We start from the raw sequence: 14,377 nt of genomic DNA on the forward strand, positions 1-14,377 counted from the left end.
GAGCCACCATGAAAAAAATTATCCTGAATAAAAAGCAAAGCATCGCCGTGATGGCGATCATCATCGTCGGCCTGGTTCTGGCCGGTCTGATCCTGTTGTCAGACAAACATACTGCAGTCGGCGACGAACACGGGAAAAGCAGTCATGCAAAAGAAGAGAAGCATGAACACGCGGAAGGCAAGCAAAAAAAACAAGCCACAGAGGAAGAACATCGCGACAAAATCGTCCTCAGCGATGCACAGATCAAGGCTGCGGGTGTGACGATACAGATCGCCGATGCTGCAAACATCAGGACTACCCTGATCCTGCCGGGAGAAATCCAGTTTAATGAAGACCGCACCGCACATGTGGTGCCGCGCCTGAGCGGCGTCGTGCAAAGCGTGGCGGCCGATCTCGGGCAACAGGTAAAAAAGGGCCAGGTACTGGCCGCCATTGCCAGCACCGGTTTGTCCGAGCAGCGCAGCGAGCTGTTCGCTGCGCAAAAACGGATGGCATTGGCCAGGCTGACGTTCGAGCGTGAAAAGAAATTATGGGAAGAAAAAATTTCCGCCGAACAGGATTATCTGCAGGCGCAACAAATACTGCGCGAATCTGAAATCGCCGTACAGAATGCCAGCCAGAAACTGGCGGCGCTGGGGGCCGGCAGCGGTACATCCGGCGCATTCAACCGTTATGAAATCCGCGCACCGTTCGATGGCATGGTCGTCGCCAAGCACATCGCGCTGGGCGAAGCGGTGAAGGAAGACGCCAACATCTTCACGATTTCCGACCTGTCGTCGGTATGGGCCGATATTGCCGTCTCGGCAAAGGACCTGAATGCAGTACGCGTCGGTGAAAAGGTGATCGTCAAAGCCGGCGCTTTCGATTCCAGCGCATCCGGCACGATCAGCTATGTCGGCTCCCTGCTGGGCGAGCAGACGCGCACCGCGACAGCCCGCGTCACGCTAGCCAATCCGCAGGGCACATGGCGTCCGGGCCTGTTCGTCAGTATTGAGATTGTTGCCGGTGAAGCGTCCGTGCCGGTCAGTGTGTCGGCTGAGGCGCTGCACAGCATCAACGACAAGCCTGTCGTTTTCGTCAGATCTGCAGACGGCTTCATTGCGCAAGAGGTCACGACGGGTCGCAGTGACGGCAAGTCGGTGGAAATTATCAAGGGTATGCAGGCGGGCAGCAAATACGCGTCGGCCGGCAGTTTCATCATCAAGTCGGAACTGGGTAAAGCCAGTGCCGAACATACGCATTGATGCGAAAGGCATACCATCATGTTTGAACGTCTTATACGCTTTGCGATTGAACAGCGCTGGCTGGTCATGCTGGCAGTTGCCGGCATGGCTGCGCTGGGTATTTACAATTATCAAAAACTGCCTATCGATGCGGTGCCTGACATTACCAATGTACAGGTGCAGATCAATACTTCGGCGCCGGGTTATTCGCCGCTGGAAACCGAACAGCGCATTACCTTTCCCATCGAAACCGTGATGGCCGGTTTGCCGAATCTGGAGCAGACCCGTTCGCTGTCGCGTTACGGCCTGTCGCAGGTCACGGTGATTTTCAAGGATGGCACCGACATTTATTTCGCGCGCCAGATGGTCAATGAGCGCATCCAGGAAGCGCAACAAAATCTGCCGCCCGGCATCGCGCCGGCCATGGGGCCGATATCAACCGGCCTCGGGGAGATTTATCTGTGGACGGTGGAAGCGAAAGAGGGTGCGAAGAAGGCGGATGGCTCCGCGTATACGCCGACTGATCTGCGCGAGATTCAGGACTGGATCATCAAACCGCAGCTGCGCAATGTCAGCGGCGTCACGGAAATCAATTCGATCGGCGGTTTCGCCAAGGAGTATCAGGTCGCACCGGTGCCGGAACGGCTGGCGTCCTACGGCCTGAATTTGCAGGACATTGTTACTGCGCTGGAACGCAACAACGGTAACGTCGGCGCCGGCTACATAGAAAAACGCGGCGAACAGTTGCTGATACGCGCACCGGGCCAGGTGCAATCGATGGACGATATCCGCAACATCATTCTCGGCAATGTACAAGGTGTGGCGATACGCATACGCGATGTCGGCGAAGTTGAAATAGGCCGTGAGTTGCGCACCGGCGCAGCCACGGAAAACGGCCGCGAAGTCGTGCTGGGCACAGTCTTCATGCTGATAGGACAAAACAGCCGCACCGTCTCGCAAGCTGTGGACAGGAAGATGGTCGAAATCAATCGCAGCCTGCCGGCAGGCGTACAGGCGATCACCGTCTACGACCGCACCGTACTGGTCGATAAAGCCATCAGCACCGTGAAGAAGAATTTGCTCGAAGGCGCGGTGCTGGTGATTGCGGTGCTGTTCATCTTCCTCGGCAATTTCCGTGCGGCGATCATTACCGCGATGGTGATTCCACTGTCGATGTTGTTTACGTTCACAGGCATGGTGAACTATCACGTCAGCGCCAATCTGATGAGTCTGGGCGCACTGGACTTCGGCATCATCGTGGACGGCGCGGTCGTCATCGTCGAGAACTGCGTGCGCCGGCTGGCCCACGCGCAGATGCAGCATGGTCGTGCGCTCACGCGCAAGGAACGATTCCATGAAGTGTTTGCCGCCGCGAAGGAAGCGCGGCGTCCGCTGATCTTCGGCCAGTTGATCATCATGGCCGTGTATCTGCCTATCTTTGCGCTGACCGGCGTCGAAGGGCGCATGTTCCATCCGATGGCATTTACCGTTGTGATCGCCTTGATTGGTGCAATGATCCTGTCGATTACCTTTATCCCGGCTGCGATCGCCTTGTTCATAGGCGACAAAGTCGCGGAGAAAGAAAACCGCATGATGCAGCAAGCGCGCACATGGTATGCGTCTGCGCTGGATAGCGTCATGGCCAACAAGCCGGTGGTTCTGACGTTTGCCGCCGTGCTGGTCGTTCTCTCCAGCCTGCTCGCGACCCGTATGGGCAGCGAGTTCGTGCCGAATCTGAATGAAGGGGATTTTGCCATCCAGGCCTTGCGCATTCCCGGCACCAGCCTTACGCAATCGGTCGACATGCAGCAGCAACTGGAAAAATTGCTGAAGGAAAAACATCCGGAAATCGAACGTATCTTTGCCCGCACCGGTACCGCAGAGATTGCGTCCGATCCCATGCCACCGAATATTTCTGACGGCTACATCATGCTCAAACCGCAGGATCAATGGCCGAAACCAGTGAAGACGCGCGATGAATTACTGGCTGCCGTGCAAAAAACCGTCGCCAGTCTGCCTGGCAGTAATTATGAATTCTCTCAACCTATCCAGTTGCGCTTCAACGAATTGATCTCCGGCGTGCGTAGCGATGTGGCGGTCAAATTGTTCGGCGATGACATGGATGTGCTCAACGACACAGCCAACAAAGTAGCGGCGGTCATGGGGGAAATTCCAGGCGCGGCCGAAGTGAAGGTAGAGCAAACCAGCGGTCTGCCCATGCTGACGGTGAACATAGACCGCGAGAAAACCGCGCGCTACGGCTTGAATATCGCCGATGTGCAGGATACGGTTGCCACCGCAATCGGCGGCAAGGAAGCTGGTACGCTGTTTCAGGGCGATCGCCGTTTCAATATCATCGTCCGTTTGCCGGATCACATACGCAACGATCTGGAAGCAATCAAGCGTTTGCCGATTTCACTGCCGCGCGCACAAGGCAGCGAGAGCAAGACCAGTTACATTCCGCTCGGCGAAGTCGTCACGCTGGATTTGGCGCCTGGATCGAACCAGATCAGCCGTGAAGACGGCAAGCGTCGCATCGTCATCAGCACCAATGTGCGGGGACGAGATATCGGTTCCTTCGTCGCCGATGCAGAAGCAAAAATCCGGCAACAGGTAAAAATACCGAGTGGCTACTGGACTACCTGGGGCGGGCAATTCGAGCAGCTGCAATCGGCCACGCAACGCCTGAAAATCGTGATTCCGGTCACCTTATTACTGGTGTTCGTGCTGCTGTTTGCGATGTTCGGCAACATCAAGGATGGCTTGCTGGTCTTTAGCGGCATTCCGTTTGCACTGACCGGCTGCATCATCGCCTTGTGGCTACGCGATATACCGATGTCGATTTCTGCAGCAGTCGGCTTTATTGCCCTGTCAGGGGTTGCGGTTCTGAATGGACTGGTGATGATTTCCTTCATCCGCAGCTTGCGCGAAGAAGGGCGCTCACTGGAAGAAGCGGTACGCGACGGCGCGCTGACGCGTTTGCGGCCGGTATTGATGACCGCGCTGGTGGCTTCGCTCGGGTTCATCCCGATGGCGATTGCTACCGGAACCGGTGCCGAAGTACAGCGGCCGCTGGCCACCGTCGTGATTGGCGGCATCCTGTCTTCCACTGCATTGACGCTGTTGATATTGCCATTGCTGTATCGACTCGCATATCGCCGGGAAGCACTTGATTAAATAACAGCCCATGCCACAACTGGCGCCTCGGACATTGCATCCTGCTCTGATTTTTTGTTTCTACATGGAAAACAGAGCAGGTGAAATAAAGACAAATGAGAATCATTCCATGTTAAGATTGCCGAAATTATTCCAATAACCTTGCGCCAGCCAGCTATCGTCAGCCAGTGCCCATACCAACCGGGGCCATACTGTGCTGTACCGAAAAACCATTACGCTTGCCGTGGGGCTTGCTTGCGCAACGCTGTCCGGCTACACATTTTCCCAGCAAAACGAAACATCGAATGGCGATGCCATTGCCACGACCACCTTGCCGGAAGTACAGGTCACTGCAGTTTCGGATGGAAGCAGCGAACATAGCGGTTCCTATGTCGCACAAGCTGTCACCATCGGCTCGAAAATTCCACAGACGGTAAGAGAAACTCCTTTTTCTGTCAGTGTCGTTACGCGTCAGCGCCTGGATGATCAGAACATCATCAAAATGGAAGATGTGCTGAAGCAAACCACCGGCATTACCGTGACAAAATTGGACGGCTCCGGCAATTCCAACAGCATTACGGCACGCGGTTTCGGCATCAGCTCGATACAACTCGACGGCCTGCCTATCAGCCAGGCCACCAGCTATTCAACGGTCGATACGGCGATCTACGATCGTATCGAAATACTGCGCGGCCCATCTGGTTTGCTGCTGGGAGCAGGAGAGCCGGGCGGCACCATCAATCTGGTCAGGAAACGCGCACGCGCAGATTTTGCCGGCAGTGCTGCCGCCATGCTGGGTTCATGGAATGCCAAACGTGCGGAATTCGACCTTACCGGGAAACTCACGGAGTCGGGCAATGTGCGTGGTCGCATAGTCGGCGTGGCCGACAATCGCGATTCCCATATCGATGTCGTCAAAAACGATAAAACCCTTGCTTACGGCACGCTGGAAATTGACCTGAGTTCGCGTACCACCTTGTCGCTGGGCGCATCGCAGCAAAAACTGGATACCGTGCGCGATCTGGGGTTGCCGACCTATGCAGACGGCACCTTGCTGAATGTTCCGCGTTCCACCTTCGCCGGCAGAAACGGCAACACGCAAAAACAGGAAACCAGCGATATGTTCGCTGAACTGGAGCACCATCTGGATGGCGGCGGCCTGCTTAAATTTTCTGCGCGCGAGGTGGAACGTTTTTCGTATGACATAGGAGTGCGCGCCAATAGTGCAGTCAATCCGCTGACGGGCCTGGTGACCATGCAAGGTGCAGCGTCGCGCAGGGAAACCGTCAATCGCAACCTGGATGCGTATATCACTACGCCTTTCGACTGGGGCGGCCGTACGCACAGAGTGCTGGCCGGATTAAGTTATGCCAGCGAAGAAGACAGGACAGCCAACGCGCCCGGGCTGGCTGGCGGAACGCTGAACATATTCCAGCCCAACTACAGCGTGCCGTTGCCGGCGCTGGTGGTGGGGCCATACAGTTCTGGTGCCGGACAAACGCAAACCGGCGCCTATGGCCAGTTGCAGTTGAAGCCCTTCGATCGCTGGACCTTCCTGCTCGGCGGCCGCGTGAGCTGGTGGGATACGGAAGCGCGCAACCTGCTTACCGGCGTCGTGACGCCTGCGCCCAAGCCGGAGCCGCAATTCACGCCTCTGACAGGCGTCATTTTCGATCTCAATGACAACTCGTCCCTATATGGCAGCTATGCAGAAACCTTTGTTGCGCAGACGGCGCTGGATGTAAACAACAAGCTTCTGCCGCCGCGCACAGGCTCGCAGATCGAATTCGGCATCAAGAGCGAATTTTTCAACAAACGGATGAATACCCATCTGGCTGTATTCCGCATACTCGACAACGATCGCGCCATTGCCGATCCGAACGACATTAGCAATACCAAATCGATTGCCGGTGGTGAAGTAAGAAGCCAGGGCTGGGAAGCGGAAGTCAGCGGCCAGATCAAGCCAGGCTGGGAAGTGACTGCGGGTTACGCCTATACCGATACCAAATATCTGAAAGCGCCGGTCAGCCAGCTTGGGCAGGTATTCAGCAGCATCACGCCGAAACACAATCTGAATTTGTGGAGCAAGCACACATGGCGCGATGGTGCATTCAATCGCTGGAGCGCGGCCGGCGGTTTGCGTAGCGTCAGTGAAACCTATGCCCAAAGCGGCAATGTGCGCATCATCGGCAAGGCTTACACCGTCGCTAATGCGCAAGTCGGTTACCAGATCAGCCAGGCCACCAGCCTTAGCCTGACGGTAAACAATCTGTTCGACAAAATCTATTACGAAAAAATCAGCGGCGTTACGCGGCAGAACTTCTATGGCGAACCGCGCAGCGTCACGCTCGCGCTCAGAACTGCGTGGTAGGGAAAAGTAGAAGCGGACAGCAGCAAGCAGCACATCGTCGGTCATTATTTTTATCATTTAAAAAAAGGGAACCATCATGAAACGACATTTCGCATTGCTTCCACTGGTATCGGCATTGATGTTTGCCGGCGCCGCGCATGCACATCAGATCTGGCTGGAGCAGACGCCCAAAGCGGCCAGCCTGTACTTCGGCGAGTTCGATCGCAATCTGCGCGAAACTTCGCCTGGCCAGCTCGACAAAATCACCCAGCCGACTGCGACCCTGTCTGGCGAGAAGGGCGAGAAAACTTTGGCCTTTACGCGAAAAGACAATGCACTCGTGTTTCCGGCACATGCTGGTAAAAACGAATCCATCTTTACTGAAGACGTGGATTTCCCTGTATCGGAATACAAGAATGGCGATGCGACAGTTCGCTTCGCCAGAATACTGGGCGCACGCCTGGTCACATCGAATGCAGTGCAAGCACCCAAGCTCACGCTCGATCTGGTGCCTGCCGGCAAGCAAGGCGAGTTCCAGGTGTATTACAAGGGACAGCCGCAGGCCAAGGTCAAAGTCGGTGTAATCGCGCAATCCGGCTGGACCAGAGAAGCATTTTCCAATGAGCAAGGCGTGGTGAAGTTCGATCTGCCATGGCAAGGCACTTACGTGCTGGAAGTCCGTTACGTCGACAAGACGCCTGGCGAACGTGCCGGCAAGCCATACGACTTCACCAATTTCATGACGACCTTGTCGCTGTCGCAAACAGCAGGCATCAAGGCATTGCCGACAATGACGCCCGAAATGCCGAGTAAATAAGCAATCGAGACAATCAGTCATCAAAAAAATGGAACTCAACGAAGGATTGCAGTATCGCCTTGCGGTTGCCTCACGTGCCATAGCCGCCATTCTCGGCGGCTATGCGGTGACGGCACTTGCCACCGCCGTACTGGCATTAATGTTGCCGCTGGCGCGCGTCGATGCGGCCATGACGGCGACCTTGTTATCGTTCGCCATTTATACCTGCGCGGTGCTGTGGGTGTTCGCCGCGCGTAGTGCATTCCAGGCCTGGATGGGTATAGGTTTGCCTGCTGCCACTCTGGGTCTGAGCTTGCTGGCATATCGGAGCATCGTATGAAAGAAGGATTTCGCCAATCGATGGCGTGGCTGCATACCTGGTCCGGTTTGCTGGTGTGCTGGGTATTGTTTCTGGTTTTTTCAGCTGGCACAGCTTCGTATTTTCGTGAAGAAATTTCCCTGTGGATGAAACCTGAGTTGCACGCTGCGGCGGCCACGCCGGTAGCGGCCAGTCAGGCAGTACACAACGCGATGCTCATGCTGGAAAAAGAAGCGCCCGGTGCTGCGCGCTGGTTCATCAACTTGCCGGATGAGCGCAATCAGACACTGGAAGTTCTCTGGATAGGCCAGGTAGCAAAAGGTGAAAAAGGGCGCGGGAAAATCGAAAGGGCCCAACTAAACCCTGCCACCGGCGAACGTTTGCCAGAAGCCAGGGAAACGCGCGGCGGTGATTTCATCTATCGACTGCATTATGATCTGCACTACATGCCGGCACTATGGGGGCGCTGGATCATCGGGTTTTGCGCGATGTTCATGCTGGTAGCCATCGTCAGCGGCATCATCACGCACAAGCGCATCTTCAAGGATTTCTTTACCTTCAGGCCGAAGAAGGGGCAGCGCTCCTGGCTGGATGCGCACAATGCTGTCGCCGTACTCGCCTTGCCGTATCACTTGATGATTACGTATACAGGACTGGTGACTCTGATGTTCATGCTGATGCCTTTCGGCACACAGGCAGCGTACAAGGGCGATGCAAAGGCCTTCATCGCAGAAGCGTTTCCGCAAGGTGAAAACAGGAAAGCTGCGGGTCGGCCGGCACCATTGACCACACTTGCGCCACTGCTGGCACAAGCCGAAAAGCACTGGGATGGCGGGGAGATCGGCCGTGTGACGATCAATCATCCGGGCGATGCCAACGCCACCATCCAGATCAGGCGCCAGCAGGAAAAGAAACTGTCGCATGTGCGGCAAACGATGCAATTCGACGGCGTGAGCGGCACACTGATGTCCACGGCGGGTGACGAGGTCAGCGCTGCGATCGAATCCCGGGGCGTGCTGTTCGGTTTGCATGTGGCGAATTTCGCGAACCCATTATTGCGTACGCTGTTTTTCCTGTGCGGCCTGGCCGGATGCGCGATGGTTGCGACCGGCGCTCTGCTATGGGCGGTCAAGAAGCGGCAGGCTTACGCAAAGGTGTTGGCAAAAGGCGGGCGCATCGGATTCGGCTTGCGTCTGGTTGACGGCTTGAACATAGGCGCAATTGCCGGTTTGCCGATTGCGTTTACCAGTTACTTCTGGGCCAACCGCTTGTTACCGACAGGCCTGAGCGGACGTGCGGATGCGGAAATCAGCTGCTTCTTTATCGCATGGGGTCTTGCGGCTGTGCTGGCGCAGATTCGTCCCGATCGTCGCATGTGGCAATGGCAGTTAAGGATAGGTGGCGTACTGTTTGCGCTGTTGCCGCTGCTGAACTGCTTCACCACCGATACACATTTGGGCGTCACCCTGCTTCAAGGTAAAGGCCCGTTCGCCGTTGCCGGTTTCGATCTGTTCGTTCTGGGATTAGGTTTGCTGATGATCCATGCCGCCAAGTGGCTGAGGCCGGACAAGCGAAAGTCAGCGGAGCCGGCCGTAGAGAAAAAACCAAAGGCCGGTGATCGTGCAGCATACCCGGAGGCAACATGATTGCATTTGGGGTGGCAGCCGGTCTTGCACTGGCATATTCCGGCTGGGCCGCACTCAGCCTTGGGATGGATAGGCACTATGCAGATATCCACGGCCGCGGCAAGGAGCAGGATCAGCGCACGCGCCAGCAGTATCGTCTGTTCGGCGCGCTGGCGCTGGTGAGCACATTCGCCGTAAGCGTCAGCCTGGAAGGCTGGGCAATTGGAGCCGTGTTATGCATCGGGATCATGACAGCAAGCGCGCTGCTATTGGTGCTGTTATTGAGCTATGCGCCGCAGCGGGCCATTGCGTGCGGCAAGACGGCAGCAATACTTGCCACCATATTTGGTGCCATCTGGATGAGCAGGTGAAACATCAGCTATCGGCTGGAAAAGAGCAGGGGAATGGTAGGCGTAGGCACAGGAATTTTGCGATGAACCAAACGGCATTAACAGCAGTGCCTGCAAGAAACCCACTCATTTTTGCGACAAAAAATATGCACTTCAAAGCAATATTTTTATTAATTTAAAACATTAATAATCAATTATAAATAATTGATTATTAATGAATTTTAAAGTTAAAAATAATCTACTTTAAGTATAAGTAATTGCAAATGCTTGCGCTTTATTCCGGCATCTTCAAGAATGCGCGCGTCCTGGATATCAAGTCTTGCAGGAAAGAAGTGCAACGTGCCTGTGCGGCCAGACTCAAAAAACCGGGAATAGCAGCGCTGAAACCGGCATATAAACAAGCCTGATCCGGCAAAAAAATGCCAGATCAGATCGCTTATTTAAGCTGGGTCGGCTGGCAGATCGGCGTTCTGCGCCAAACCAGCGATATCGGCCTTGACCTTCCTGATCTCCGGAATGCTCTTGTAGCGCAGGCTTTTGTAACCGGCTCTTTGCAAGATCATGTCATGCTTGGCATCGACTGCTTCCTTGCCTTTATAGCTGGCGACGTCCGATTCAACGATCGCAAGCACCTTGAAGGACTTTTCGCAGATCACGAAGTTGGCTACTTTGCCGCCAAAGGCCTTACGTGTTGCGCGATTGTCCGCCGTCATCAAAGCAGAAAATGCAACTTGCGACAGCACGATGTGCTCCGGCAACGCTTCCAGCAGGCGGAAATACAGTGCCTGTTCATTCGCATTCAATGGGGACTTCTGGCTGATGGTGCCGCCCAAGCCCCTGTTATTCTTGGTTCCTTCGCGCGCCGCCAGTACGGCAACAATCAGCGCCAGTCCTAATACTGCAAAAGTCCAGATCATCACTAGTCCCGGGAAAAAGCACGCAGGGTAACGTAAACTTCGGCGCTTGCCGAGATGCGCTTGCAGAAAAACAGGGCATAGGCATGGTTTCAGCAAGGAAAGGCATCAACTATCAGGGTGAGTGCCGGTGCCGGTGACGCTTTCTTCGTGCACGAGGGGATGACGCGAGTAAATCAACGAAATTATCCCGTTTCATGAATGAATGCAATTGATAGGCTCACGCTGATTTCAGCATGTAATCAAGTCTATTTTTAAGCGTATATTGCTCTGTACCAGTGGGCGAATTGAATGGGCGCCCCCAAACAATTTGCATCATTAGCGTTAGATACGGAGAGCAAAATGACGATGAATATTCTTGGGTATGCAACTCATGCACCTACTGACGACCTGGGGCCGTTCCGCTTCGAGCGTCGCGATCAGCGCAGTAACGACGTGGTAATCGACATCCTGTATTGCGGCGTTTGCCACTCCGACATTCACAATGCGCGCAACGATTGGGGCGGCGCGGTTTATCCGATGGTGCCAGGCCACGAAATCATCGGTCGCGTGGCAAGCGTAGGTGCGAATGTCACGCGCTTCAAGGTCGGTGACAAGGTTGGCGTCGGCTGCATGGTGGACTCCTGTCAACATTGTGCCGCCTGCCAAAAGAATCTCGAACAGTATTGCGCAGAGGGTTCCACCTTTACATATAACGCTATCGACCGGCATGACCATATGCCTACCTATGGCGGATATTCGGAAAGAACTGTCGTCTCCGACAAGTTCGTACTAAAAGTACCTGATGGTCTGGATCTCGCAGGTGCAGCACCGCTGCTGTGCGCCGGCATCACAACCTGGTCGCCGCTACGCCATTGGAAAGTGGGCAAGGGCAGCAAGGTGGCCGTCGTCGGCTTGGGCGGACTCGGGCATATGGGGCTGAAGCTGGCAAATGCCCTGGGAGCTGAAGTCACGCTGTTCACCCGCTCACCGGGCAAGGAACAGGATGCGCGTCGTCTGGGTGCGCATCACGTGGTGCTTTCCACCGATGCAGCGCAGATGCATGCGATCAATGGTCGTTTCGACTTGATCATAGACACGGTGCCGTATATCCACGACATCAATCCCTATATCCCGACTCTGTCGATTGAAGGAACACTGGTATTGGTGGGATATCTGGGCGGCCTCGAACCGACGCTGAATACGGCGCCGATGATCCTGGGGCGCAAGTCGGTTGCCGGTTCCCTGATCGGCGGCATCGCCGAAACGCAGGAGATGCTCGACTTCTGCGGACAGCACGGTATTACGTCAGAAATCGAACTGATCAAGATCCAGGATATCAACGTCGCCTATGAACGTATGCTGAAGAGCGATGTGAAGTACCGCTTCGTGATCGATATGGCGTCCTTGTCAGATGAGTGAACGGATTATTTTTGTATCTCAAGCTGTGTCACCGTCAGTTGGCCTCCTGAGTTTTCCGCAACAAAACTAATCTTGTCGCCGACCTTCGCCAGGTCAAGCATGGCCACATCCTTGATGCGGAATACCATCGTCATCGGCTGCATGCCGAGATTTTTCAGTTCGCCATGCCGGATGGTAATTTCCCCGTTCTCTTTATCGACTTTTCTCACGACACCCTCAGACATAGCGGCCACGGATTCGCTTGAGCGGGCATCTGTCGCGTGGTGATGCGCATCGTTTGCAAAAGTGAGCGATGCAGAAGTCAGGCCGACTGCGAGTGCAATGGAAATTTGTGCAATGGTTTTCATCGTTGTTTCCTTCTTCGGATTATTTCGCGCCATAGTGGCGATAAGTTGAATAGCGCCCGTTTGCCTGCACCAGCAAAACGTCATAGGGATCGCTACGTGGGCCTTCCATTCCTGGTGAACCCATAGGCATGGCCGGCACCGCAAGGCCGAGCGCCTTCGGCTTTTCGGCGAGCAGGCGCTTGATTTCTGTAGCGGGAACATGGCCCTCGATCACATAGCCGTTCACTCTCGCGGTATGGCAGGAACCGAGTGCTTGCGGCATGCCCAATTTGGCGCGGTAGTCGGAAGTGTCTTCGACGTTGTGCACCTTGGTGGCAATGCCGTTTTTGTGCAAATGCTTGACCCATTCCGTGCAACAGCCACAGGAGGCGCTTTTGTAAACTTCAACGACCGGCGCGGCGGCACTGGCCAGCAAGGGAAGGCTCATGACGCCGGCCAGTATCATTCTTGAAAATAGTCTATATCTCATTGCTTGTCCTTTCGTATCAAACAGTTTGTTAATTGTGGCTGCCGTGGCCGCCTGGCTTGCGCACAGTCATTTCGATGTTCTTCGGCGCCTGGGAGGAGGGCATAGCCTGTCCGCCTGCGGAATGCTTGCGCGTTGCTTGCGGAAGCGCACCTTTCCATTCATAGGCAACCGTACCCGGCGGATGCTTGTACCAACCCGGGTCCTTGTAGTCGCCCGGCTTCTGGTTCTTGCGTACCTTGAGGACGGTGAACATGCCGCCCATCTCGACGCCGCCGAATGGACCTTGACCGGTCATCATCGGCAAGGTGTTATCGGGTAGCGGCATTTCCATGTCGCCCATCGAACCGCCACGCTCGCCCATGACCATGTAGTCGGGCACCAGCTTGTTGATTTTTTCAGCGACGCCGCGATGGTCGACACCTATCATGGTCGGGACGGTATGTCCCATCGCATTCATCGTGTGATGGGATTTATGACAATGAAAAGCCCAGTCGCCCGGATCGGTGGCATCAAACTCTATGGCGCGCATCTGGCCGACGGCAACGTCAGTCGTGACTTCCGGCCAGCGTGATTCAGGACGAGTCCAGCCACCGTCGGTACCAGTCACTTCGAACTCATGTCCATGCAGATGAATAGGATGGTTGGTCATCGTCAGATTGCCAACGCGAATGCGGACGCGATCGTTCTGACGTACCACCAGCGGATCTACACCAGGGAAGACACGACTGTTGATCGTCCATAAATTGAAGTCCAGCATGGTGGCGGTTTTCGGCGTGTAACTGCCGGGCTCGATGTCGTAATTATTGAGCAGGAAAACAAAATCCCGATCGACTTTCATGAAGTCAGGATTTTTCGGATGCGTGACCCAGAACCCCATCATGCCCATGGCCATTTGCACCATTTCATCGGCGTGCGGGTGATACATGAAAGTGCCGGGGCGCCTGGCGACAAAGTCATAGACAAACGTTTTACCCGGCGGGATGCCCGGCTGCGTCAGACCAGTCACGCCATCCATGCCATTAGGCAGACGTTGTCCATGCCAGTGAACGCTGGTGTGTTCCGGCAGCTTGTTGGTTACAAAAATACGCACACGGTCGCCTTCAACCACCTCGATGGTTGGGCCCGGCGACTGGCCGTTATAGCCCCACAGATTTGCCTTCATGCCAGGTGCTAGTTCTCGCACTACCGGTTCTGCAACCAGATGAAATTCCTTGACGCCGTTATTCATGCGCCAGGGCAGCGACCAGCCGTTCAAGGTTACAACCGGGTTGTAAGGCTGGCCATTCGGTGGGCTGAGCGGTGCCTGCGTAACAGCGCCATTCATGGTTGCCGCTTCCGGTAGCGAAGCAGCACCGACGCGACTGACGAAACCGGTGCCAACCATGGCCGCCGCGCCAGTGAAAAAATTTCTACGTGTAACCATTTTG

The 14,377-nt window shown here is 55.2% G+C and carries 12 protein-coding genes; 8 read left to right on the forward strand and 4 right to left on the reverse strand.

Features of this window, described 5'->3' with window-relative positions; genetic code table 11:
* Positions 1–8 precede the first annotated feature (8 nt).
* The 7 genes from ACIQW9_RS04340 to ACIQW9_RS04370 all read left to right on the forward strand — a co-directional run bounded on the left by ACIQW9_RS04340 (position 9) and on the right by ACIQW9_RS04370 (position 9,840).
* Positions 9–1,244 carry an efflux RND transporter periplasmic adaptor subunit gene (locus ACIQW9_RS04340; RefSeq protein WP_402333394.1) on the forward strand — a complete coding sequence of 412 codons (1,236 nt, stop codon included), beginning with the start codon at positions 9–11 and terminating at the stop codon, positions 1,242–1,244.
* Positions 1,245–1,262: 18 nt separating this feature from the next.
* Positions 1,263–4,400: a CusA/CzcA family heavy metal efflux RND transporter gene (locus tag ACIQW9_RS04345; RefSeq protein WP_402333397.1), complete on the forward strand. Its 3,138-nt coding sequence runs from the start codon at positions 1,263–1,265 to the stop codon at positions 4,398–4,400.
* A 193-nt stretch (positions 4,401–4,593) separates the two neighbouring features.
* On the forward strand, positions 4,594–6,750 hold the full coding sequence (locus tag ACIQW9_RS04350) for a TonB-dependent siderophore receptor (RefSeq protein ID WP_402333400.1): 2,157 nt from the start codon (positions 4,594–4,596) through the stop codon (positions 6,748–6,750).
* Positions 6,751–6,826: 76 nt separating this feature from the next.
* On the forward strand, positions 6,827–7,546 hold the full coding sequence (locus ACIQW9_RS04355) for a DUF4198 domain-containing protein (protein ID WP_402333402.1): 720 nt from the start codon (positions 6,827–6,829) through the stop codon (positions 7,544–7,546).
* A gap of 28 nt (positions 7,547–7,574) precedes the next feature.
* Positions 7,575–7,865, forward strand: a complete 291-nt coding sequence (locus tag ACIQW9_RS04360; protein WP_402333405.1) for a DUF3649 domain-containing protein — start codon at positions 7,575–7,577, stop codon at positions 7,863–7,865.
* Positions 7,862–9,490, forward strand: a complete 1,629-nt coding sequence (locus tag ACIQW9_RS04365) for a PepSY-associated TM helix domain-containing protein (protein ID WP_402333408.1) — start codon at positions 7,862–7,864, stop codon at positions 9,488–9,490. The genes ACIQW9_RS04360 and ACIQW9_RS04365 overlap by 4 nt, the downstream gene beginning before the upstream one ends.
* The gene (locus ACIQW9_RS04370) at positions 9,487–9,840 is read left to right on the forward strand and encodes a DUF3325 domain-containing protein (protein ID WP_402333411.1); all 354 of its coding nucleotides are present in this window, start codon (positions 9,487–9,489) and stop codon (positions 9,838–9,840) included. Before ACIQW9_RS04365 ends, ACIQW9_RS04370 begins: the two co-directional genes overlap by 4 nt.
* Positions 9,841–10,259: 419 nt before the next feature.
* On the opposite strand, the gene ACIQW9_RS04375 is transcribed toward ACIQW9_RS04370, so the two are convergent.
* Positions 10,260–10,736, reverse strand: a complete 477-nt coding sequence (locus ACIQW9_RS04375; RefSeq protein ID WP_402333414.1) for a DUF559 domain-containing protein — start codon at positions 10,734–10,736, stop codon at positions 10,260–10,262.
* A 345-nt stretch (positions 10,737–11,081) separates the two neighbouring features.
* Between ACIQW9_RS04375 and ACIQW9_RS04380 the strand changes: the two genes are divergently transcribed.
* The gene (locus tag ACIQW9_RS04380) at positions 11,082–12,134 is read left to right on the forward strand and encodes an NAD(P)-dependent alcohol dehydrogenase (protein ID WP_402337880.1); all 1,053 of its coding nucleotides are present in this window, start codon (positions 11,082–11,084) and stop codon (positions 12,132–12,134) included.
* Between the two features lie 5 nt (positions 12,135–12,139).
* On the opposite strand, the gene ACIQW9_RS04385 is transcribed toward ACIQW9_RS04380, so the two are convergent.
* The 3 genes from ACIQW9_RS04385 to ACIQW9_RS04395 are packed head-to-tail and all read right to left on the reverse strand — an operon-like array spanning position 12,140 to position 14,373.
* Positions 12,140–12,481 (reverse strand): copper-binding protein, encoded by a 342-nt coding sequence (locus tag ACIQW9_RS04385; protein WP_402333416.1) that lies wholly within the window; start codon positions 12,479–12,481, stop codon positions 12,140–12,142.
* A gap of 19 nt (positions 12,482–12,500) precedes the next feature.
* On the reverse strand, positions 12,501–12,950 hold the full coding sequence (locus ACIQW9_RS04390; protein WP_402333419.1) for a DUF411 domain-containing protein: 450 nt from the start codon (positions 12,948–12,950) through the stop codon (positions 12,501–12,503).
* Between the two features lie 28 nt (positions 12,951–12,978).
* A complete protein-coding gene (locus tag ACIQW9_RS04395) occupies positions 12,979–14,373 on the reverse strand; it encodes a multicopper oxidase family protein (protein WP_402333422.1) in 1,395 nt (464 codons plus the stop codon).
* Between the last annotated feature and the right edge of the window lie 4 nt (positions 14,374–14,377).

Origin of the sequence: Herminiimonas sp. NPDC097707, assembly GCF_044761395.1 — a bacterium.
GTDB lineage: Bacteria > Pseudomonadota > Gammaproteobacteria > Burkholderiales > Burkholderiaceae_D > Oxalicibacterium.